This is a genomic window from Vibrio sinus (assembly GCF_023634645.1).
Classification (GTDB): Bacteria; Pseudomonadota; Gammaproteobacteria; order Enterobacterales; family Vibrionaceae; genus Vibrio; species Vibrio sinus.
Window position 1 is genome coordinate 141735 of record NZ_JAMKMR010000001.1, and the last position, 22949, is coordinate 164683.

General features: G+C 41.9%; 18 protein-coding genes. 9 read left to right on the forward strand and 9 right to left on the reverse strand.

The features are described 5' to 3' along the window. The first annotated feature begins 18 nt into the window (after window positions 1-18). Entirely contained in the window at window positions 19-1977 is a 1959-nt protein-coding gene (locus M9194_RS00570) for a glycoside hydrolase domain-containing protein (protein ID WP_250610266.1), read from the forward strand. 47 nt (window positions 1978-2024) lie between these two features. Here the strand turns inward: M9194_RS00570 and M9194_RS00575 are convergent, their stop codons facing one another. Next, a complete protein-coding gene (locus M9194_RS00575) occupies window positions 2025-3176 on the reverse strand; it encodes an MFS transporter (RefSeq protein ID WP_250610267.1) in 1152 nt (383 codons plus the stop codon). Between the two features lie 268 nt (window positions 3177-3444). On the opposite strand from M9194_RS00575, the gene M9194_RS00580 reads away from it, so the two are divergent. Then, on the forward strand, window positions 3445-3927 hold the full coding sequence (locus M9194_RS00580; protein WP_250610268.1) for a hypothetical protein: 483 nt from the start codon (window positions 3445-3447) through the stop codon (window positions 3925-3927). An 88-nt stretch (window positions 3928-4015) separates the two neighbouring features. Here the strand turns inward: M9194_RS00580 and M9194_RS00585 are convergent, their stop codons facing one another. Then, complete coding sequence (locus M9194_RS00585; RefSeq protein ID WP_250610269.1) at window positions 4016-6616, reverse strand: glycosyl hydrolase family 18 protein; 2601 nt, start codon at window positions 6614-6616, stop codon at window positions 4016-4018. A gap of 456 nt (window positions 6617-7072) precedes the next feature. Next, on the reverse strand, window positions 7073-7696 hold the full coding sequence (locus M9194_RS00590) for an OmpA family protein (RefSeq protein WP_250610270.1): 624 nt from the start codon (window positions 7694-7696) through the stop codon (window positions 7073-7075). A 211-nt stretch (window positions 7697-7907) separates the two neighbouring features. Between M9194_RS00590 and bamJ the strand changes: the two genes are divergently transcribed. Next, window positions 7908-8387 (forward strand): BamJ family beta-barrel-assembly machinery protein, encoded by a 480-nt coding sequence (bamJ, locus tag M9194_RS00595; RefSeq protein WP_250610272.1) that lies wholly within the window; start codon window positions 7908-7910, stop codon window positions 8385-8387. A 70-nt stretch (window positions 8388-8457) separates the two neighbouring features. Here bamJ and M9194_RS00600 read toward each other — a convergent pair whose 3' ends face one another. After that, window positions 8458-9060: a beta-phosphoglucomutase family hydrolase gene (locus M9194_RS00600; RefSeq protein ID WP_250610274.1), complete on the reverse strand. Its 603-nt coding sequence runs from the start codon at window positions 9058-9060 to the stop codon at window positions 8458-8460. Window positions 9061-9257: 197 nt separating this feature from the next. Between M9194_RS00600 and M9194_RS00605 the strand changes: the two genes are divergently transcribed. The 5 genes from M9194_RS00605 to M9194_RS00625 all read left to right on the forward strand — a co-directional run bounded on the left by M9194_RS00605 (window position 9258) and on the right by M9194_RS00625 (window position 15187). Next, entirely contained in the window at window positions 9258-11027 is a 1770-nt protein-coding gene (locus M9194_RS00605; RefSeq protein ID WP_250610276.1) for a methyl-accepting chemotaxis protein, read from the forward strand. A gap of 131 nt (window positions 11028-11158) precedes the next feature. Continuing rightward, entirely contained in the window at window positions 11159-11488 is a 330-nt protein-coding gene (locus tag M9194_RS00610) for a hypothetical protein (protein WP_250610278.1), read from the forward strand. Window positions 11489-11788: 300 nt separating this feature from the next. Next, entirely contained in the window at window positions 11789-12724 is a 936-nt protein-coding gene (gene ylqF, locus M9194_RS00615) for a ribosome biogenesis GTPase YlqF (RefSeq protein WP_250610280.1), read from the forward strand. Window positions 12725-12823: 99 nt separating this feature from the next. Beyond that, complete coding sequence (locus tag M9194_RS00620) at window positions 12824-13495, forward strand: substrate-binding periplasmic protein (protein ID WP_250610282.1); 672 nt, start codon at window positions 12824-12826, stop codon at window positions 13493-13495. A 162-nt stretch (window positions 13496-13657) separates the two neighbouring features. After that, the gene (locus M9194_RS00625) at window positions 13658-15187 is read left to right on the forward strand and encodes a hypothetical protein (RefSeq protein WP_250610284.1); all 1530 of its coding nucleotides are present in this window, start codon (window positions 13658-13660) and stop codon (window positions 15185-15187) included. On the opposite strand, the gene M9194_RS00630 is transcribed toward M9194_RS00625, so the two are convergent. The 4 genes from M9194_RS00630 to M9194_RS00645 are packed head-to-tail and all read right to left on the reverse strand — an operon-like array spanning window position 15184 to window position 20749. Then, complete coding sequence (locus M9194_RS00630) at window positions 15184-17673, reverse strand: bifunctional diguanylate cyclase/phosphodiesterase (protein WP_250610286.1); 2490 nt, start codon at window positions 17671-17673, stop codon at window positions 15184-15186. The genes M9194_RS00625 and M9194_RS00630 overlap by 4 nt on opposite strands. A 24-nt stretch (window positions 17674-17697) precedes the next feature. Beyond that, window positions 17698-19320 (reverse strand): methyl-accepting chemotaxis protein, encoded by a 1623-nt coding sequence (locus tag M9194_RS00635; protein WP_250610288.1) that lies wholly within the window; start codon window positions 19318-19320, stop codon window positions 17698-17700. Window positions 19321-19323: 3 nt separating this feature from the next. Then, window positions 19324-19725 (reverse strand): cupredoxin domain-containing protein, encoded by a 402-nt coding sequence (locus M9194_RS00640; RefSeq protein WP_250610289.1) that lies wholly within the window; start codon window positions 19723-19725, stop codon window positions 19324-19326. 16 nt (window positions 19726-19741) lie between these two features. Further along, window positions 19742-20749 (reverse strand): cytochrome-c peroxidase, encoded by a 1008-nt coding sequence (locus tag M9194_RS00645; protein WP_250610290.1) that lies wholly within the window; start codon window positions 20747-20749, stop codon window positions 19742-19744. A gap of 648 nt (window positions 20750-21397) precedes the next feature. Here M9194_RS00645 and M9194_RS00650 point away from each other — a divergent pair. Then, complete coding sequence (locus tag M9194_RS00650) at window positions 21398-21838, forward strand: DUF411 domain-containing protein (protein WP_250610291.1); 441 nt, start codon at window positions 21398-21400, stop codon at window positions 21836-21838. A 60-nt stretch (window positions 21839-21898) separates the two neighbouring features. Here M9194_RS00650 and M9194_RS00655 read toward each other — a convergent pair whose 3' ends face one another. Further along, window positions 21899-22891 (reverse strand): CobW family GTP-binding protein, encoded by a 993-nt coding sequence (locus tag M9194_RS00655; RefSeq protein WP_250610292.1) that lies wholly within the window; start codon window positions 22889-22891, stop codon window positions 21899-21901. Window positions 22892-22949 lie beyond the last annotated feature (58 nt).

The window sequence follows — 22949 nt, forward strand, 5'->3', positions numbered from 1 at the left end:
ACTCAAGTATCGGATGACTTGTGCCAAAGCCAAAGTGAATGCTCGGTCTCAAGTAGCAACCAGGATATTTATATAAAATTTAGCTTTGATGCAAATGAAGTTGCAGCATTGGTTGGCACCAGCTATACCAGTGAAGCACAAGCAAAATTTAATTTAGAGAATGAAGTTGGCTCCACCAATAAAATAACACATCAATGGAAGCCGCTGTCTTTCACATCTCTCGTTGAGCGAAATAAACAAATATGGGATGAATACTTAGGACGTGTTCAAATCTCTGGCGACAACTTTAGCCAAAATGATTTTGACATTAAACTCACCTCATTTTACACGGCACTCTACCGTACTTTAATCAATCCCCACGCGTGGTTCGAATGCAGTCAATACGCGCAAAATGGCCAGTGCGACGCCAGCTATACGGAAAATAAAGATGGTAGCCGTCACTACGATTACATTTTTCATCGAAGCCCATTTGATCAAGAAGGTTTCCGTAACGATGAAACTGGCAACCCTTTGCTTTTTAACGGCTACATGTTCTCAGATGAAGGAACTTGGGATGTATATCGTAGCAAGTATCCGTTTTATAGCCTGGTTTACCCTGATATTGAAAGCAACATCATTCAAGGATACATCAACACCTATAAGGAAGGTGGCTGGCTACCCAAATGGGCCTCACCCGGTTACAAGAAATCAATGACCGGCACTCATGGAGACTGTATTGTCTCAGACGCCTATATACGAGGTATCAAGGGCTTTAGTGCTAAAGATGCTTTAGATGCCGTTTGGAAAGATTTTTCAACCGACCCATCAAGTAGTCAACATTGCCTTCAAGGAGATACATGTGGTCGCCTTGGCTATAAAGACATTAAAAACGAAAATATTGGCTATGTCTCCAGTAATTGGCAGGCCAAAGATGAACACGCCGCTGCGACACTAGATTTTGCTTACGATGACGCTTGTATTGCCAATATGGCAACCAACATTGCGGAAACGACCACAGATGCATCTCTAAAAGCCCTCGCTTTGGAGCGTGCCCAACTGGCTAAACAAGAATCACAAAAACTTATTACCAATATCTTTAATTCCAACGACGCATATGAGGTGAAATATCCTGACGGTAGCACTGAAACGTTGAAGGGCCTCTTTTTGCCAAAAGACAGCAGTGGCAATTGGGTGAAACAGGGTGACTTGTACGATTGGGGGTATGGCTTTAACGAAGGCGGCCCATTCCAGTTTATGTTCTACATGCAATATGACGTACCGGCGCTAGCACAAATGTTTGCCTCGGCCAATGGGATACAAGATCCGAAAATGGCATTAGAGAAGCAACTTGATAAGTTTTTTACCAGTATTTCTGATGGCAAAAAAGGACGATATGGTGACCAAATTCACGAGGCGAAAGAACAACAACATATTGGTCTCGGCCAATTTGGCATTAATAATCAACCATCGTTTGGCTACACCTATTTGTATAACTACACTAACACGCCATGGAAAGCACAATGTATATTGAGGAATGCGATGGATCCGAACCGGGCTCAGTCAGGCGTTATCGAGTCGAATTATGCTTGCTTTGAAGATAAACCATTAGGTACATCCTCAAATGGCGACGAGATATATAGCTTGTTTGGTGAAGGAGCCAAAGGCTGGTTAGGCGATGAAGATACAGGATCACTCTCTGCTTGGTATGCAAGCAGTGCCATCGGTCTTCACCCGGTACCAGGAACAGATCGCGTTGATTTCGGTAGCCCTATATTCAATCAGATCACCATCAATGTACCCGCGTATGATCAGCAGCCAGCCAAAGAGCTGATTATCGATGCCAAAAACAATAGTGAGCAAAATATTTATGTGAACAAGGTTTTACTTAACGGGCAAGATCTTGATTTAGCATCAAGTAATTATAGTATCAGCCAACATGAGCTAACCAAAAATACTCAAACACTACTCACCTTTGAAATGAGTAAAACACACGAATAACGCGTTTAATGAAGACAAGTCCACCGAGATGATCGGTGGACTTAGTGTTAAGTAACGACATAGCGATTTCTCGCTTTTGCAAGTAGCATATACCCACATGTGACCACTAGTGTTGCGAGTAAATAGCCTAGCAAGCCATGCTCTTCACGCATAAACATTTCAGCGATCAAGGGCCCTACAATAGAGCCTGCGCTATAAACAAACAGCATAACCTGAGTGGCAGGGACAATTGCATCAGGCTCTAGCTTTGTACAACCTAAGTTTATCGCAATGGGATACAACGCAAACATGGCCATCCCCAACGCAAATAGACTGATACTCAATACGCCAACACCTTGTCCAACTAACCCAGCAGCGATAGCCACACTGCCAAACAAGCAGAACACCACCATCAATACAATGTGACTCAATGACTTTGACAGCCAAGGAACAATGGGTTGGACCATCACTCCGCCAATGATAAAGAGCCCCATCAGACTGCCGATATATTCGTGCTGTAAACCTATGTTTAATAGCTCAAGCGGCATTAACCCGTAAACGGCACTAATGGTGAGTCCGGAGACCAAACTGCCGATCAATGCTGGTTGACTCAGTTGTCCAATTCGCTTTAGAGACAGTGGACTTGATACCTGTTTTTCTGGCTGCTGACAATGGCCAAACATTATCACTACAATTGAAATCAATAAGATAACGAGAATAGTGAGAAAAGGTACAACCCCGGATGTTGCAAACAAACTGATTCCAAATTGCCCAATAGACGTCCCACCATAGAGCGCTGCCATGTATACACCTAAACGCTTTGCTCTTGTCGTCTCATCACCATGTAATAACCAAGATTCGACGATAACAAATAAGCCAGCCTCAGCGTAACCAGCAAGAAACCGCGCTGCTAACCAAGATGCAATATTCGTCAGGCTCGGTAGCGCAACAACACTTAAAATAAACCCAAGTAGGCAGCCTACAAAAGCATGTCTATGCCCATAACGACTCAATATGGGTTCAACGAATAACGTACCGAGTAACAACCCTGCATAAAATGTACTTGCAAGCCAACTAGACATGCCAACATCTAACCCATAATACGGCAAAATTAATGGAACTAGACTCATCAAATAGCCTGAAGCCACCGCAAACAGTGTTAATGCGATAACTGGGGCAGAGATGTTTGACTTACGCACTGTTACGAAGATATTTGCCAACTTTGTAGCCTCTAACAAAGATAAAAACGGGTATGAAAAACGACCATGAATCTCGCGCAAATATGCACCCGAAATAAGCGGACGTAAAACTAAACATTTTGCCCGTGACGACAAAAACAATTTATCGAAGTCAATGCTTTAATCGGCAAATAAGATTTCATAAACAAACACACGAATACAATTGCAAATGATAATGATTATCTATTAACATTTAGTTTCTGTAATTAAACAATTGATAATTAACATATTTTACTTAAAAGGATATTTCATGAAGTCAGTTTCTATCGCTATGTTATCTATGCTGTTGGCTGGTGGCGCTTGGGCACAAAGTAGCGCACCACATACATGGCATCATATCTCACTAACCGATCAAGCCAGTGCGGATCAGTCTGTATGGCTAGGGCGTTTAACGATAACATCTGCAAGTGAACCGGCCTACTTCACCGATAAAGATGGAAAAAACGAAGGTCAAACCTACGATTTTAAATTGGATAATGACACTAACCCATTAGTTTATGGATTTGGCTTCAATCAAGGCGCAGATTTCAACGTTTCTTATACTGTCACACTTTATCAAACGTCGGATATCACTAACCAACTCGGTAAAAGCTTCTTCGCCTCAAAAACGTGTCAATTTAACGTATCTGCAAAAGGCCCGGCCAACCCTGATATTCGGGTAGAAGAGTACAACGGAGCAAAATGTAGCTACAACATCGTGCCAGGAAAAGGGGAAGACTTTACTGTCGGCTAACGAGGCCAATGAATATCTATCAAAGAAAAAAGGCGACATAGGGTAGACATGTCGCCGGTTTCATAGAAACCAATTAGATTACGGAGCACTATTCACAACTCGCGACACCAATGTCATCCCACACTTGATTGATACCTGGCTCAGAATTTTGGTTCCACCATCTGGCTTTCCAACGACGGCCATTGTGGTTGATTTCATCACCACCGACAAACACTAGATCTGCATTCCAGCTCAACTCAATATCACTCACCAATTGCCATTGAGTTGCGGACAAACTTGGCTCGCTCCCTTGATTCCACCACTTAGCTCGCCAAACTAGATTATCGTGACTCACTTGCTCTCCACTGACGTAAATATTCGTCGCGCTCCATGATTCAAAGTTTCCAGCATTAGGATCAGTCAGACGACATTCTTCACCCTCAGATATCGGATTCACAACAATCCTCGTCTGCGCCGAGCTCAACAAATCACCGTCTGAAACTGATAATGACAAGCCATGTTCTACGGACTCTTCTACTTTGGGTGCGTTTAAACTCAGTGTGGCGCTTCCTTGCCCTGATACAATCTCGAACTCTGAACCAACATTCCAAGAGTATGTTAAAGCATTACCATCTGGATCTGATGCTTGAGCGGTGACAGAAAAGGTCTCCTCACTATCAACTCGAATTTCAACGGGTAGCGTAACCGTTGGTGGTTGATTATCCTGCGCTACCTGATTAGTTATGTTCACTACGTCACTACTTGAAAGGCCGCTTTCATCGGTCACCATTAAACTAAATCCATAGCTCACCGGAGAATCTGTTGCGGGCACTGACACACTAGCCCTTACATTATTTGAGTCGGTTAGGACTAAGTTGTCACCTGAGGTCTGTTGCCAAGTATAACTGATGTTGTCCCGGTCCGGATCATATGACCTAGAGCCATCTAAAATCACATCAGCAGGCCCTACAACACTTTGGTCATCACCCGCGTTTGCTATCGGTGCTGAGTTTGACGGGGGCTGCGTATCGCCATCACCATGCCCTAACCCTTCGTGCATCGCATTGAGCACTTCGCCGTTATCCGCATCGATTTCCCATGAAAAGAGCCCAGCCAACCCATGCTGAATAACATATTGCCCTTTTGCTTTTACCGCTTCCTTATTGTCAAAACTGATTAATTCTTTCGTCTCTTCATTCCAGCGGTAAGAAGCTTGGGCTTGTTGATCGTACCGAGTGACCCAGCCGGACCCTGAATGATTATCGACAATGTCTCGGTAGTCCAACATGCCAGCCTCCCAAGTTCCATTAATGGGGCCTGTCGCTTTCCCGGTCATCGGGTTATCATCCGTGTAATCGGTGACTCCCTGCCAGCCTCTGCCATACATAGGTACACCCAAGGCTATTTTTGCTGGACTCACCCCTTGTTGCAACAATCGATTAACGCCGCGATCCGCAGTATGTGTCACCGCAGGTTGATGACTGGCTTCGTACAAACCAGATTGATGCCCTAAGATGTTTAAGTCCCATGCACCGAACATGTCATACGACATCAAAAAAATGTAGTCCATATATTGCTGTGCCTGAGAATAATCGACGACATCTATCTTGTTTGCAGCAACTCCAATGGCCGAGGTAAGTTGATATTCCCGCCCTGTCTCAGCTTCAAGCTCATCAAGCATAGTACGCAGTTCCTGCATTATGGTGACGTACAATTCGCCGTCCTTTTCGTCTCCAAGATTAGCATTTGCTCCGCCTCCGCCCGGGTATTCCCAATCGATATCCACACCATCAAAGAACTTCCAGGTCCTTAAGTACGCTTTGACTGAATTTATAAATACCTGGCGCTTGCTGGCATCGTGCATAAAATAGAATGGATCTGACAACGTCCAACCTCCAATCGAAGGTAAAATGGTCAAATCTGGGTAAGCTCGTTTTAGTGCCATAAGTTGACCAAAATTACCCCGATAAGGCTGCGCATAATCAGATACATTTTCTTGGCTTTTATTGATTGCCGCAAAAGGGTCATGAATACTGACTTCAAAATCTTGTTGGCCATCGCAAGAGGTTTGTAGCACATTAAACGATTGGCCATTTTCGATTTGTTTTAAGCTATCGTTAATACCGTCACCACCACAAATCGGTACAAAAGCATACAGTAGATGAGTTAAGTTCTGAGCTGGAATTTGATCGACGGTATAACCACGACCATATATTCCCCATTCAACAAAGTAGCTTGCCACCACTTTGCCAGTTTTGTTGCTATAAGGCTGATTTTTTTCTTGAAGTGGCTTATTGAGGGGCTCTAAGTGACTACCATCAGTATCTGCAATGGTCAGGTCGACTGACTCACTTTCACTGCATCCATCAGTATTGCAAAGCTGGACCGACATTTTGTACATTCCACCCTCAGATACTGCAAATATAGCGTTACTTAGCGAACCTTCACCACTCCAAACCACTTGGCCATCCAATAGTACATTCACGGTTTCAGCCGGTTCACCACTCCATACCTGCCACGACACAGGAACGCCCACGCTATCATGGACACTACCTACAATTTCCTGATACGCGTTTTTCTCTTTATCGATTTCAACTAGCTGATAGGTATGTTGTCCCCAATCAATGACGGCCTTCCCCGGAGGCGCTGACAGCGCTGACGTACTCACTAACAAGCTAGTCAAACACGTAACATAATTGAATGCTTTCATATCATTACCCTCTCTCTAGCGAATAGGCAACCATGATGAAATTGGCTATTAAAGGAAATAGTCATAGGTACAAATAAGATCGTACTGAGTATGGCGAATGGATATATGGTCTTCTCAGTGTGATTAATGTGGGATTTTCCTTGATTATTGTTCATGGGCTGACTCCATTTGTTAGACTCAGCTCAAACATAGAACTAGAACATTCACTCTATGAATAGAAAATGGGATGAGTGCGCAGAAGATCACTAGAGGTTAGAAAACGTATGGAAAGAAGATCACTTGTCCGTTACGAATAGCCAAAACGTGACAATTAATTTTGCTAAATATACTAGGGTAAGTAAGTGATTAATAAACTACAACTTTTTAAATAGTCTTAGGGGTTACAAAAATAATCTATTTAATAACAATAATATATGATTCACAACAGACAATCTTAAGAAACCACAGGGCCGTTGATCAATTGTTGGATACAATAAACATCACTTCTACTCGACGATTACACGCCTTGCCCCAGCGAGTTTGGTTCGTGCATGCGGGCACGTATTCACCGTATCCTCGAGTGTAAATAACGTCTCTTGAAACTCGGCTGTTGATCAGTTGCTGTTTAACCGCTTTGGCTCTTCTTATGGATAAACTATCGTTGAAAGAAATTGGGCCTGTGCTGTCAGCATGACCTGATATGACAATATCAATACCCGGCTCTCGTGATAGGTAATGACCCATCTTATCTAACCACATTGATGATTGTTCAGATACCACTGATGATCCGGTGTGGAATTTGATGGTATCTTTTACTTTTACCATGATGTAATTACCTGGCAATACTTCGTAATCGATACCATTTTTCAGTAAAAACTTTTCTAAAGAATTGTAACTTGAGCTTCGAGTCTGACCAAATGGTCCCATGACCCCTGCTGTCGGGGTTTGCGTTGCACTACCCCATGTAGGGTATTTGACGTCCGAAGCATTTTGAGGTGCCACATCTAACATATTCCGCTCGCCATAAATATCAAACGTTTTAGGGAGGAAAGAGCATCCACTTACCACTAATACCAAAATTGTCAACGCTATGAACTTCATGACTCCACCGATCAAATAAATGTCCTACATGCTATGTATCGGCTAATTTGTCGATACTTTAAGTGTATCAGACAAAAACTTGAGCATTGTTGAATTGTATCTGCTCAACCTTATTTTGATCGCGATTGGCAACAGGATTAGACACGCAATACTGAAAAAGAACAAATTTTAGGTATACTTGGGAAAATTTAACACTTACATAGGCGCTGTAATGAACGATGTAAACATAGTACTCGCAATCGTCCTTGTCCTACTTTTAATTTATCTGATCTCGAAAAAAGTAAAGAACCGCAAATCAGCGGGTGAAAACCTTGAAAAGGGAAAAGCCTTTTTAGAACAAAATGCCAGCAAAGAAGGCGTGATTGTGACAAAAAGTGGTCTTCAGTACCAAATTCTTAAAGAAGGCGTTGGACAAGTCAATCCACATTCAAAAAGTAACGTTAAAGTGCACTATCACGGCACCCTTATCGACGGCACAGTGTTTGATAGCTCTGTAGACCGTGGACAACCCATCTCTTTTAGGCTGAATCAGGTTATAAAAGGCTGGCGAGAAGGGCTTCAATACATGGTAGAGGGCGAGAAAATAAGGATGTTTATTCCACCGCACTTAGCATATGGGAGTCGAGGCGCACGTACTATTCCAGCGGCTTCTACCTTAATTTTTGACGTCGAGTTAATCGAAATCAAATAGCGCTATTTCAAAGTCACCTAGCTCATCTACACCACGATGGGTTAGGTGACTTTCCTTTATATGGTGTGAATTAACCACTTACAGGATGAAAAGAAAAGCGATCATTTTTGATCATAAAGCAGTCCATACCCGCAGCATGAGCAGCTTGCTTACCCAACTCAGTATCTTCAAATACAACGCAATCTTGCGGTTTGAGATTGAGCTTTTCAGCCGCCATTAGGAACGTATCGGGTTCAGGTTTGTGGCGCTGAACATCAGTGGCGGTGACTACGGCGTCTAATTTGGGCAAAATGTTACTTTTTTCTAGCAAAGCCATGGCACCATCTCGTTGGCTCCCCGTCCCTATCGCCAATTTTTTTTGGCCATAATGCTCGAGTAACACCTGATAAGTGCAAGCGATAACCTCCCCAGAGCATGCTTTGCGTTTAAAAGCAGCCATTTTAAAGTCAGAAACTTCGATGGGGTTTAGCTGCAGATGATGCTTTTTGTTAACTTCTTGAGCAATTTTGAAACTGGGCATACCACCTAAGCTATATAACCATTCTTCACTAAAAGGAAAATTAAATGCTTTCGCCGTTTCTGCCCATGCTTGTATATGGGTAGGCATAGTATCAATCAGCGTGCCATCCATATCAAATATGATTCCTTGATATCTCTCTAAATTTATTGTCATTTTATTTTCCAATCACGTATCCAAACACATCACAATGCTACTATGCAAGAGTCTTATCGAATTGTCATCGCCGCAAATGTAATAGTGTTTCAAAAATTGGAACGCTATAGATCTCCCTTCAACATAATTGATATACATATTAATAGCGTCTATCGTTCTTAATAGAGAAGACATGGAACGTAAGATAGTGTAGAAAAATGAACATTAAAGAAAAGTTATATTTGCTCGGCGCCGTCGCAGTGGTCGGTGTGGTATCCGTTGTACTCGTTACCACTCAATTTACTCACACCACAGACAGTTTACATCGAGCCACTAACCTAGTTGCCCAACTAGAAATTCGTCTTTTAAACTTGCGACGAAATGAAAAAGATTTTCTGTTACGTAAAGACGCCAAGTATCTAAAAAAATTCAACGATAATATGGGGTTGTTCCTAGACAAGGAATCACAGCTATCAGAAATTCTTGTTGATCATGATCTCCCGCCAAGTAGTCAACTCAAAGTCGACATACTGAAATACCAGGAATCTTTCCAAAATCTTGTTGCGGGTTTTGAAAAGCTCGGTTTAAACAACGAAGAGAAGTTACTGGGTGCATATTACTCTGAAGTAGCCAACTTAGAAAACAAGCTTGCACAACGAGAGCTCGCCCAACTTTATAACTTTGATAAACAGGTCCAAGTGGGGCAACTCGATGAATCCTTGATCAATTTTGCAGAATCAAGCCAACTGATACAGGACGCAAAACTGGTTATCGCGCAGAAAAAAGAAATTGGCCTGAAATATAACGAAGGCCTTTTAGGCCAAACTCGGGCTGGTTCTCATAAGGTTGAAAAACAGTTCAAAGAATTTGCGAAAGAATTAAATGACACGGTTGAGGCTAAAGAGTCGCAGCTCTTTCTGTTTAAGCAGGCGTTAACTGGCTTCGTCATATTAGTTATCGTGTTGATCGTGTATCAAATTTCTCGCTCTATTAACACCCAGGTGACTACCCTTCTTAAGGTTATCGAAAACATTGCCAGTACCAATAATGTAGGTCAGCGCTCTAGCCTATCTGGGAATAACGAACTTTCTTCGATAAGTAAATACTTTGACCGACTCATGGATAAATTGGAGGATTTGATATCCGGAACGCAGGATAAATCAGCTAAGTTGTCGGCAAGTACCTCGAACATGAATTCCGTGCTTGAAAACGTTATGGAACAATTTCACACCCAAGCAAACTACACCAGTACTATGACCACGTCGATTCAAGAAATGGTCACAACCATCAATGAAATATCGGAAAGTACTACGGTAGCCGCAGAAGGTGTCCAACAAGCTTCAGAAAATGCGCAAAATGGTAGAGATGTGGTTGAGAAAACCGTTGATGACATCACTCAGCTATCCTCCACCCTCGATGCTAGCCAAGAGTCCATTTCTTCGTTAAATCATCATGTAGAAGAAATCGGTAGTGCGGTCACGATTATTCAAGGTATCGCTGAGCAAACTAACTTACTTGCGCTCAATGCGGCGATTGAGGCGGCTCGTGCTGGTGAGCAAGGACGTGGATTTGCCGTTGTGGCAGATGAAGTGAGAGCATTAGCAAGCCGTACTCACCAATCAACCGAAGATATCACCAACGTGGTTTCCTCAATTCAGACTCAGATGTCAAAAGTTGTCGTCAATATGGAGCAATGCGACAAACAAGGAAAAAGCACATTGGAAGCGTCTAAAACGCTCGACGCCAGCCTAAGTCATATTATTTCTGACATGCAATCAATTCAGGAGAACTCCGAGAGAATTGCAGCTGCCATCGAAGAGCAAGGCGTGGTTGTCAACCAAGTTGCAGACTCAATAACCGAATTAAACAGCATATCGGAAAACAACATGTCTTCAGCACAAGCATGCCTAGAAGAAGTCAACTCCGTCTCCACACAATCGCAAGAAATGGACAACGCTGTTGCCGAGTTTAAAACAAGTGACAGCTAACCAACCTAACACTATGGCCTAGAATCGCAGATTTTAGGCCATATTCTACTCCTTTTTTACCTACTATGCATTTTGTTTTATATGTGTTATTTTGTAGTCATAATAATCAAAATGTCAGTAAGGGTAGAGATATGAGTGTTACTTTTGACGATTTAGATTTAGCGAAACTGTATACTTTCATCGGCTGGTCGATACAACACCGAGAAATCGAAGCGGTATTTTTTGAACTCAAAGGTTGGTATTTGCAAGCACACACCCTACCCGATATGCGTTATCTGAACATCGATGATATAACCAATAAGAGGACATTTTTCCAAACACTAAAGCCTAAACTTAACATCCCTCAAACCGCAATGTCACAATGCGTTTCCGTAAAAGACAGACACATAGAGGATGTCGTTATTCAGTTAGTCAGCAAACTAAACTCTGAAATACACTACAATTCCCGATACCTGCTCTAACCAAAAAAATAAGCGATGGCTAAAACCACAAGTGCAGTCACGCCCAACGTTTTTACAAACAGCCCCATATTTAATGTTCCGCCTTGCGGTGGCTTATTGCAACAACTCATATCTTTACCTTATGTATTATGTCGATTGCAAGCACTGTAATCGTTCCCCCTAGGACAAGGTCAACATCTTGATGATGTATTAAAACCATTTTTTAACTAAACACCTTACCCACGTTGATATAGTCCAAGCTCGCATCATCAGGCCATTTGGGTATATACTCATGCCAAATTAAAACAGCAAGGTTACACCATGTCGATACAGTGGTTTCCTGGGCATATGCATAAAGCCCGTAAAGAAATTGAAGAAGTCATTCCTCAAGTAGATGTGATTATAGAAGTGCTGGATGCACGAATCCCGTTCAGCAGCGAGAACCCACTCATTTCACAGTTACGCGGTAACAAGCCTTGTGTGAAAGTTCTAAACAAACGTGATCTAGCTGACCCAGAAGCGACCGAATTGTGGATTGAACACTTCGAAAAAGAACAGGGCGTGAAAGCCATTGCCATTACCACCAATACTCCGGCCGAAGTACAGAAAATTACCGAATTATGCCGTAAGCTCGCTCCCCATAGAGAGGAAATCGGCAAAAATATTCGAACCATGATTATGGGTATCCCCAATGTTGGCAAATCGACCATTATTAACGTTTTAGCGGGTAGAACCATTGCGGTGACAGGGAATCAACCGGCAGTAACACGTCGGCAGCAACGTATTAATTTACAAAATGGTATTGTTTTATCTGATACCCCCGGAATCCTTTGGCCAAAAGTTGAAAACCCACACAGTGGTTTTAGGCTAGCTGCCACAGGGGCGGTCAAAGATACCGCTATGGAATACGATGAAGTTGCATTTTATACCGTTGAGTATTTGGCAAGCCATTACCCTGACAAATTAATTCAGCGGTATCAAATTGACGAGCTCCCGGATAATGATGTGGAATTAATGGAAGCTATTGGTAGAAAACGAGGGGCGTTACGCTCGGGTGGTCATGTTGACTTACACAAAGCATCGGAAATTCTATTGCATGAGCTGCGCGCTGGAACCATTGGGCAGCTTACACTCGAGCTACCAGACATGATTACTCAAGAGCTGATTGAAGTTGAACTAGCGGCGGCCAAAAAAGCCGAGGAACAGGCTAAGAAAAAAGAAGAACGTCGAAAGCGATACCTCAAGAATAAACGCTAATATCTACTACAACTGATGGCAGAGAGTCCGTAGATTTAGCCAAGTTACTTCACCAATTCAACTACAATATAAATAACTTGAGTTGAGTAAAGGTTCACTATGAGTAAGGCTTATTTCGGACTCTTCGCCATCATGCTTTTTCTAAGCAGTCCCATCGCTGCCAGCCAAACACTCACTTTCTCAGCCATTCAGGGTGAAGCCATTATTCCTGAAGCTAAACGTATCCTCACTGAAGCGTACAGTAGACTTGGCTATCAAATCAATATCAGGGAATTACCAGCAGAAAGGGCTCTACTTTTTTCAAATAGCGGCAAAACGGATGGCGAGCTGTTTAGAATTAAAAATATCCATACCAGATACCCTAACCTTGTTATGGTCCCAATATCAATTGTCACAGGAGAGGATGTCGTCTTCGCGAGAAAAGGAATCGATATGCGCGTTGACGGGTTTCAAAGCTTAAACGGGTACAAAATCGGTATTGTAAGAGGAATAATCAATGCTAGAGAAGTGACAAAAGGTATGGATGTTCACGTTGTTTCCAAATACGAGCAACTGTTTGAGTTGTTGGAAAAAGGTCGAATTGATGTCATTTTCCTAAACCGGCAAAAAGGCCTTAGGTATATCAACCAATTAAAATATAAAAATATTATTATGCTAGAGCCACCATTATCTAAGCTAAAACTGTACCACTACCTCAACGTTCGCCACGAAGATCTTATCTCTAATCTGAGTAACACGTTAAAGCAAATGAAAGAAGAAGGCTTCTTTTAATTCAACGCAAACCTCTATCCCCATTAATTAAGCATTGAGTAAAACTTCTAACTATTATTTCTTGAACAATACGGCATGCGTCATTACAGTGTGCTCAGTTTCATATCGGTATAAGCATATCGATGCAACTAGCAGTATTTCAATAACAAAAAGATATTACCGATGCCTATTTTTTCCACTGAAAACTACAACGATATTAGTGAAGAATTACATTATATAAAGAACAATGAGAATATTTCCTATATTGAACTAACTGAACCTGAATCCATAACGAAAAGGCTTGAATACAAATACTTAGACGAATATCAGGTAAAATTTTGTAGCCATGTACTTGTATCCAATAATATTTGTAACCACGAAGATAATTTGGTTAACTTTGTTGGTGTCAATGAGGTGAAAAAAGGTACAAGTATTCTTATCTCTGATAGCTTCGCACCTTGTATGGCTGTTTTAGCCATTATTGGTGAGCACATAATACTTTTCCATGCTAGCCAACCGTATAACGTTAATTCACAATTTAAGCGTTTTTTAGAAAGATATTTTCCGAATTGTGGCGTAGGCAAGCATGTAATGGATGTCTATTTTTTTATAAAACCAAACGGTATTCATTGGGGTAAAATACAGCGTCTACATCAAGAATATGCTAGTAAGTCTCATCAGCCAAGATTAAACATCAATATTCGTGTTGTGCCAGCCAATAGCTATAGAGCCATCGTGGTATGCCGATCTACGCGCACCCTTGTTTTGTCCAAAAGTATTGGCTATATGACAGAACTCAAAATTAAAGAAATTATCCAAAAATATAGAAGCGCGGGAAAATATGCTTATTTAGGCCAAATCATGAGCCCTGAGGAAGAGCGTTTCCATCAAACGCATATGTATCAGTCGCTATCTACAAAAAGAATCGTAGGACAAGTTAACAAAGCCAGAGCCATGGAACTAACCTTCATAAACCAAGGCAATTCCGCCCTGGTATCTAAAGGCCAATATGCGCTAACCGAAGCCAACTCAACTATCCGCTTCCTAGGCACGTGCTGCATTTGTCAAGACTCCTATATTGTAGCCATATATGATAGTTACAGGCACGTTGCTCTATTGGCTAATATCGATGTGAGAATGGACATTGAGCATCTAGTGGATAATCTTCTCAGTCATTTTGATCAGGTTGGTTCGTTAACTGTGTTCTTATCTGGGGGAAATTCTAGATATTCAACGTCTATCGATCAGCTGGTCGATCGACTAAAGCTAAGATTAAACAGTAATCAGATTCAATCAGTTAACTTATATGGTAGTGATAGGCTTGCAATCGATGTCGTTACTGGTAAGGTTTCCAATAACTTTGAGTTGCAACACTTTAATGAACGTGCACATGATTTGCTGTTCGGTGCGCTGAGCAATTTAAACTCGACCTATATCGTTCAAAGTCACGAATTTCGGCGATCAGCGACGATTACAACACATGAACTTATAAGAAGGAGAAAATCAACGAACAAGTGGTTGAATAGGGATAAGTCAAAGGTTCACAAAGACACCATTGATAATTTAATAGATTACGCTAGAAAAACTCATCATCCTGGATTAGAACAATTAGAGCGTACGCATCTGGAACTTCGCCGAAGACTCAATAAGGGTACTGTCTCTCTTTCACAGTCAAGTCAGCCGCCAACACGGGGTTGCTGCCTTACCACCTAACTTCTCGGGAGGTTGGACTCAGAGTTTGCGATAAATATTAGCAAGTCGTTCACTTTTAAAGGTTTAGAGAAAAGATACCCTTGACCTAGCGAACAACCGTATTCTTTTAATCTCTGCTCCTGCTGCTCAGTCTCTATCCCTTCAGCGACAATCGTTGATGAGTGGGCATGCCCTATCGCGACAATGGCTTTAATGAGTGTATCGCTTTGTTCATTGACCATCATTTTATCGACAAATGATCGGTCAATTTTAATTTCATTAATCGGTAAGTTATACAAGTAACTCAACGACGAAAAGCCCGTACCAAAGTCATCTAAAGAAACGGAAAAACCCGCTTTTCTCAGTTCACTTAATGTTGGTGTGACAGACTCAAGATCGTCAATCAGCACATTTTCTGTTATTTCTAAGGTGATTCTGGAATGGTCTAGTTTTGCGTCATCAACGATACGAATTAGATCGTCGACAAACCCTTTACAAATAAGTTGGCTGGGAGATAAGTTAATCGACAAACCCAACGCTTCATTTTGAAAGTTTTGATTGAAATCGCAACATGTTCTCTCAATGACAAATAACCCGATCTGATCGATGATACCAATTTCTTCTGCTTTTTTGATAAGTTCCACAGGTGAAACCGAGCCAAGCTTTGGATTCTCCCAACGCAGTAGCGCTTCGACTGACACGACTTTCTCGCTCTTAAGGTCGACCTGCGGTTGATAAACCATATACAACTCATCGTTAGCAATCGCTTTTCTTAACTCTTTCTCCAGCAGTAAATCGTGCTGTGTTTTCTTCTGTATTTCATCGTCATAAAATAGTATCTGACCTTTATGTCGCGATTTTGCGGTATACAGAGCGGTATCTGCTTTAGAAATGAGTTCGTCTGGCGTTGAACCATCTCTTGGAAACAGAGCCACACCAACACTGCAACTGATATATATGAGTTTTCCATAAACCCAGAATTGCTCTTGTAGCGTATCTTTGATTTGGTTGGCAATTTGCTGTGCTTCAATGGGATCGGCGAGTTTCGGTATGCAAAATACAAACTCATCACCACCAAATCGAGCAACGATATGCTCCCTATCCAACGCATGTCCAAAACGTTCTCCGAGTAAAGTGAGCAGTTTGTCACCACTGTGGTGACCAAGAGAATCATTTACTTTCTTGAAGTTGTCCATATCTACGAACATGATCGCGGCCATCTCGTTTTTTTCAATTAGATCATTTAGATAGTCTTTCATATGGCGACGGTTTGGCAACAAGGTTAAGCTATCGTGGTAGGCCTGGTAGTGCAGCTGATCTCTTGTATCTTCTAGCTCGCCAATATTTTTTGCGACTCTTTCCTGTAAACGCAAAAAACGTTGGCCAACAGCTCGGCCTATAATGAGAGAAAATGCCGCTAATATAACCAATACTGCCGCACTAATACTGCCAATCCGCTCCATTTCTCTCTCATTACTTGCCGTCATACTTTGTGCGCGATGGGCCAAGAAATTCTCGATAGGATTTAAATACACTCCTGTACCAATAATCCAATCCCATTCTGGAAAGTACTCAACATAACTCAATTTGTCTGATGTCGTCGCACCAGAAGGCCGATAGGAAGAAAAATAGTTAACGTATCCACCGCCACTTTTGGCTTTGTTGACAAGCTCTCGAATGTAAAGCTTTCCAGACTGATCTTTGACATCGAGCCGTTCAACACCAATCAGGCTCTCGTTAGGATGGGCAAGTAACGCGCCTTTACTATCCATAACAAACACATAATCGCCATTATCAAAGCGATATTCGGAAATACTATCTAGCAATTTTTCCTTGTCATCTTTCTCTACATCATCGACATATTCACCAGTACCAATAAACCAGTTATAAGGTTCAAACTTAATCACATAGCCAATTTTTTCGTATTGGCTTTTGAGATCATCCGGTTTTGGCCACCACCAGCGGTGATATCCACTGCCCTGCGTCTGCGCGATGGTTGCTAAATCTTTTATGACCAAATTCCCTTTGGCATCTTTGAGGTCAATCAGGTTCTTACCTTCCAGATTTGGGGAAATAGGGTGCATCACGTTCACCCCATTAATATCGTAGATAAAGTAATACCCACGACCTTCGTTATACCGAATGGGCCTGATCGCTTCTAAAATAATTTCTTTTGTTAACTCAGGTTGAGACTGGTGGTGAAGTTGATATAAGTGCCTCGCAATACTTGCCGCTTCGTTCACCCTTTCTTTGATGTTACGTTGTAGATTATTCTCAGTTCGTCGTTTTTCTACTTTTATTTGCTCAACAACATTAATGACTCGGTTGCGAATGGTGATTTTTTGATTGTCGTAAAAGTTATTTCTAAGAGAGCTGATGTCTTCTTGGAGAGAGGTTTTGTTTTCGCCTACAATAAGTACCGCTGCGATAAGGATAAACACCGCCATAAGCACCAAAGGTAGGTACTTGATCATCCATAGGAGTTTCTTATCATCAAACTCTCCCAATCGATCACTCCTTGAACGTGGCGATTAAAACAGTGTCCCTTCTTGCTCTCTATCAGACTTAAATCTGGACACCAAGTCATTAAGTTGGTGGGCTATATCACTGAGCTCATGACTTTTTTGCGACGTTTGCTCCGCATTATTCAAGGTCGACTCCGAAATTGCGGTAATTTTTTTCACCAGCACATCTAATTGACTAATGGTTTCACCCTGTACCGAAGTTTTATCTTCGATATCACTCATTTTCACCATCAAGTTGTCAACGTTGGAGTTGATTTTCGAAAAAGTCTCACCCACCTGATTAACTTTAGTATAGGTATTCTGAGTATGTTCGGCGCCTTGTTTCATTGCTTGTATCGCATTTTTGGAACTGGTTTGTAATCGCTCTATGACTTCGTGAATTTGGTTGGTTGATTCTTGTGTACGCGTTGATAGTGTCCTGACCTCGTCAGCGACGACAGCAAAACCTCTACCCTGTTCACCAGCTCGCGCCGCTTCAATAGCCGCGTTCAAAGCAAGGAGATTAGTTTGATCGGCGATGGTTTTGATCGCTTCAAGAATTAAATTGACACCTTCAACATCCGACTCCAATTCTTCCATTTGAGTAGAAACAATATCAAATTGCTCAGACAATACTTTTACATTTGAAATGGTATCGGCGACCACAACTTTACCCTCTTCTGCTGACTCCGATGTTTGCTTCAAATCTTTCACTGATTCTGTCAAACAGTCCAACACTTCATCGGTATTGGTTTTGGCCACCACCATGGTATCGGACGTTTCACTTGCTAAGCTTTTTTGGTCGGTGACCGACTCTTTGGTATTGGTTGAATGGCATAGAATGTCTTCTGATTTCTCATTCAGATTCAGTACACTGTGTTTAATGGAAACAATGATCTCTTCAATTGCATAAATAAGATCTTTGATACTTTGAGAAATAACGCTGAATTCGTCTCCTCGTTTTGACACTTCGGGCACTTGGTTCAAATCACCCTCAGATAGCAACCCTAGCTTATGTACTAAGTGTTTGAGCGGTTTATTGATGGAACGAATGACGTAGTAACCTAAAAGAATTATTAATATAAGTGACAGGGCAAAAATCATCCCAAAAATCATCGGTGTTTTCTGCACTTCCAAACCAACAGATTGAACAAAATTGAAACCATAAGTCGCTTCGTACTCGACTAACAATTCACATGCTTCGTTCAACTCTTCGAACTGCTCTGCCAGCAACTCACTATCGATGTCTTCACCATCGATGCTAGATAAAAGTGACTCATGAATAAGTGTCGATAAATCAATAATTTCTTTCATCAACTCGAGGGATTTGGGTTCATTCGACCACTCTTCAACCACACCAAGATCTTCAATACCTATCTCATAGTACTCTGACATGAGATCGATAAGCTCTTCTTCATCAAATTGTCCGTCATTGACGCTAAGGGCCAGATAACTATTTCTCATCATGCCAAAATTCACTTGGGCAGAGCGAGAGTAGCTTATGGTTTGTAAAGGCCCTTGATAGATGTTTTCTACATATTTCCCTAACTTAACGAACGATGTCACCGAGTACATGGACACCGCTAAAATCAGCAAGAAAATGACCAAGAAACTTAGAATAAGTATCTTCTTGATGGTTAACTTAATCATAAGTTACTCGACAATGACTTTTATTTTCATTTTAGGGTGAATGGCGCACTTGAGGTCGTGTTCACCCGGGTCATCAAATTTTACAGCTGCGACATCGCCTGGCTCCTGAGCGGTTAAAACCCAAGATTCATCCGTTGTATCGTAGATGTTGTGTGTGATTTTCTTTTCACTGTTAAGAATATAAATAACTTCGCCCGCTTTAACGGTCAACTCCTTCGGCTTTCTCTTAAGCTTAGGGTTGCCAGGCTCTTGTAAGTAAAATGTTTTTCGTTTTTGAATCAGTGCGACGACACTGTCCTTCGATGCTTCATAGCTGGATTTAGCGTCATCGCCTTCCATAACATCTGTCGATGCAATTGCACCAAATGAAAAAAACAGCAATACAAAATAGAAAATAGTTTTCATAACATACCTCAAAACTTTACCTTGGTAATACAGGCATAGACACTGGCTCATCCGCACTGGTTAAGGTCTTCAAAAATGCCACTAATTGTTTTTTTTCTGCCGTGGTCAAATTAAGTGTTTCAATTTCATCAGATAAACTAGGGCGTTTTACAAAACCGGAGTCGTAGTGATCGACCACTTCATCCAATGTTTTAAGCGAGCCATCATGCATATAAGGCCCACGCAACTCGATGTTTCTCAATCCGACTGTTTTAAAAGCGAACTGCATTTTCTCAACTTTGGGCAACATCTTTCCTCGGCCAATATCCTCGGATTTCAGTCCAATATCATGGAAGCTACTGTCGGTAAACGCCCATCCTGAATGACAACCCGCACAGTTGGCCTTGGTGTTAAATACGATAAAGCCTCGCTTTTCTTCATCGGTTAGGGCGCTCTCATCCCCTTTTATCCAGCGATCAAACGGTGCTTCTCCAGACACCACGGTGCGCTCAAATGTAGCGATAGCTTTAGCGACATTTTCGGCCGAAACTGGATCTGCTTGATTTGGGAATGCTTGTTTGAATAGGATTGCATAGCCAGGTATTTCATTGAGAATTGTTGGCAGGTCTTTAATATCGATATTCATCTCTGCAGCGGACTCCATTGGCCCTAATGCCTGCTCTTCTAGCGTTGCTTTGCGACCATCCCACATGTAGATCTCATCCCAAGCTAAATTTAGAATCGTAGGAGATTTCCGACCTAATTGCTGATGCTGATGACCAACACCTAACCCCATTCCGTCTCCCCAAGAGAAACTCGGATTGTGGCAGGTGGCACAAGACTGTGTGCCTGAACTGGATAGTCTGGGATCAAAATACAGTGCTTTACCTAGCACCCATTTTTCTTGCGAAAATTGGTTATTTTCAGGGAAGGGAATACTTTTAGGCCTTTCGTATTCTTCTTTCAGCTCAACGATATCAATGGTCTCTGCGAGCGCCGTTCCAAAAAAAAGCATACCAAAAACTACAACGATCCAATGTCGCATGATGCCATTTCCTCCGTGATCAGGCTATTTTAAAGGTATAGATGATCAAACATGGAATTCAAGTCACTTTTTAAGTATTGACACAGACACATGAATGCATTGAATTTTTAATGCAGTTCAAAAAATGGACTATTTGCAATTAATTACACTTATCGACATGACAATGTTCGAGGCAAACGTTAAGCTCGATAATTGATGATGAAATGGAATGAATCAGGTAAATAGTGAAACTAAGGGATTGGCATCTATACGGGTTGATAATGGCACTGCTAGTCAGTGTATTTATTGCTAGTGGTAATGTCAGCGCTTCACCTTTGCACAAGTCCACTTCGCAAGATCAATTTGAACATATAAATTCTCAAACGAACCAGCACACAGCCGAATGTTGTAGCGACACGAATGACGTATCCCAGCATTCTTGTTGTCCCTCTACCAATGTTTCTTCTTGTCTTTTAAATCCAGCGTTTTCTCTTCATAGGCAACCCTATCAACTTGTGTTGATCGGTCGCGATAGGATTGTCAAACCCTATTATTTTATCCACTCCCTTTATAGACCTCCTATTAGCTAAAGCAACGCATTATCCATCGAATGATCTGTGCCGCGTTGCGGCATGTAATAGCCGTTTTTAGTATTTATGGAGTCACATTATGAAAAGAATTACCCAAGTTAGCGCCGTACTTTCACTTATGGTGAGTTTTTCGATTTACGCTAAGCCCGTCGTTGAAATGTATAAATCACCGAGCTGCACTTGTTGTGAAGAATGGGCCAATATTATGCAAAACAAGGGCTACAACGTTGAGCTTCAACCCACAAACAATTGGCATAACGTTAAAAAAAGTTTCGGTATGCCAAGTAAGCTCGTCTCTTGCCACACCGCTGTTATTGATGGTTATATGATTGAAGGGCACGTGCCAGAAAAAGACATCGCTAAATTGCTGGCAGAAAAGCCAAGCGATATCGTCGGCCTGTCAGCACCAGGGATGCCTCAGCATTCACCTGGTATGGCGGCACCTGGCCAAGCGTATCAAGGTTTTGACGTCATAGCTTTTGATAGATCAGGTGCCACACGCAACTTTAGTCTATATTAAGTAACTTAACAAGAGGCGCGCTCTACATTGAGCGTGCCTCCGCAGGCGCTGGCTGGTGGGTTATTTCGTCGTTAAACCACACAAGCTTAACAGCACATGCTCCAATTCATCCCATGGGAGTAACTGTGAATCAATGACTTCTACTCTAGATTCAAAGCTCTCCAAACTCATTTCGTTTACAGATAGAACACCATTGACCAAGTTAAATGCATAACAGCCACGATTGGTATTCATTACTGCTTTCACTCGTTCCGCGCTAATCGCGTTTAGCATTGACATGAGTGAGTCAAAATCAAATTTATGCTCAGATCCTATTAGCCAACCACAGCTGAAATAGTGTTGCCCCTTATTTTCTTTTCTAATGAAGTCTTTACCCGGCGGCAACTCAAATTTCGGCTCCAATTCCGCATGCTCTAAATGGTGGCTATCATGAGAAGCAGACAGAACCTCCTGAGCTCGTCTCTCGATATCTAGAACTTCTAAGGGCATTTGGCCAAATTTAACCAACTTATGGAACACTTTGGCTGGAGACTGATTAGTGACCCAATCATTAAATGCGTCAATATCCTGAACGGTACATTGATCCACTTTGTTGCCTATGATCACTTCGCTTACGTCCAGCTGATCATTAAAGTTCTGGTTAGTTGTGTATTTCTCAACACTGAGATTTCTCGGATCAACAAAAGCGATCGTCGCTTTAAGGTCGACGTAGCGGGTGTACTGTTCTGAAGTCAATACCGCCATAACCTGTTTAGGGTGTCCAAGGCCAGTTGGCTCGATGAGCAGTCTATCTGGTTGAGTTCTTAACAAAGCATTAATACCCACAGACATTGGTACACCTGCTGTACAACACATACAGCCGCCAGGAACTTCTTTAATTAACGCGCCTTGTTCAGACATAAGCGCACCATCGATGCCTATTTCGCCAAATTCATTGACAAGCACGGCCCACTTTTCCTGCTCTGGCTTTTGCTTGAGTAAATCCAAAATAGCTGTCGTTTTTCCCGAACCTAAGAAGCCGGTGATGATATTAGTCGGAACCTTTTTTGACATGGTGAATACCTTTCGTACTAACTTGGCGCCCATGTATACGAGATATCAAGCGCTACAA

Excerpts from the sequence above, each read along its gene's own strand:
- M9194_RS00580 (WP_250610268.1), top strand. The coding sequence starts at position 3,445 with ATGAAGTCAGTTTCTATCGCTATGTTATCTATGCTGTTGGCTGGTGGC.
- M9194_RS00585 (WP_250610269.1), bottom strand. The coding sequence starts at position 6,616 with ATGAAAGCATTCAATTATGTTACGTGTTTGACTAGCTTGTTAGTGAGT.
- M9194_RS00590 (WP_250610270.1), bottom strand. The coding sequence starts at position 7,696 with ATGAAGTTCATAGCGTTGACAATTTTGGTATTAGTGGTAAGTGGATGC.
- bamJ (WP_250610272.1), top strand. The coding sequence starts at position 7,908 with ATGAACGATGTAAACATAGTACTCGCAATCGTCCTTGTCCTACTTTTA.
- M9194_RS00600 (WP_250610274.1), bottom strand. The coding sequence starts at position 9,060 with ATGACAATAAATTTAGAGAGATATCAAGGAATCATATTTGATATGGAT.
- M9194_RS00605 (WP_250610276.1), top strand. The coding sequence starts at position 9,258 with ATGAACATTAAAGAAAAGTTATATTTGCTCGGCGCCGTCGCAGTGGTC.
- M9194_RS00610 (WP_250610278.1), top strand. The coding sequence starts at position 11,159 with ATGAGTGTTACTTTTGACGATTTAGATTTAGCGAAACTGTATACTTTC.
- ylqF (WP_250610280.1), top strand. The coding sequence starts at position 11,789 with ATGTCGATACAGTGGTTTCCTGGGCATATGCATAAAGCCCGTAAAGAA.
- M9194_RS00620 (WP_250610282.1), top strand. The coding sequence starts at position 12,824 with ATGAGTAAGGCTTATTTCGGACTCTTCGCCATCATGCTTTTTCTAAGC.
- M9194_RS00625 (WP_250610284.1), top strand. The coding sequence starts at position 13,658 with ATGCCTATTTTTTCCACTGAAAACTACAACGATATTAGTGAAGAATTA.
- M9194_RS00635 (WP_250610288.1), bottom strand. The coding sequence starts at position 19,320 with ATGATTAAGTTAACCATCAAGAAGATACTTATTCTAAGTTTCTTGGTC.
- M9194_RS00640 (WP_250610289.1), bottom strand. The coding sequence starts at position 19,725 with ATGAAAACTATTTTCTATTTTGTATTGCTGTTTTTTTCATTTGGTGCA.
- M9194_RS00645 (WP_250610290.1), bottom strand. The coding sequence starts at position 20,749 with ATGCGACATTGGATCGTTGTAGTTTTTGGTATGCTTTTTTTTGGAACG.
- M9194_RS00650 (WP_250610291.1), top strand. The coding sequence starts at position 21,398 with ATGAAAAGAATTACCCAAGTTAGCGCCGTACTTTCACTTATGGTGAGT.
- M9194_RS00655 (WP_250610292.1), bottom strand. The coding sequence starts at position 22,891 with ATGTCAAAAAAGGTTCCGACTAATATCATCACCGGCTTCTTAGGTTCG.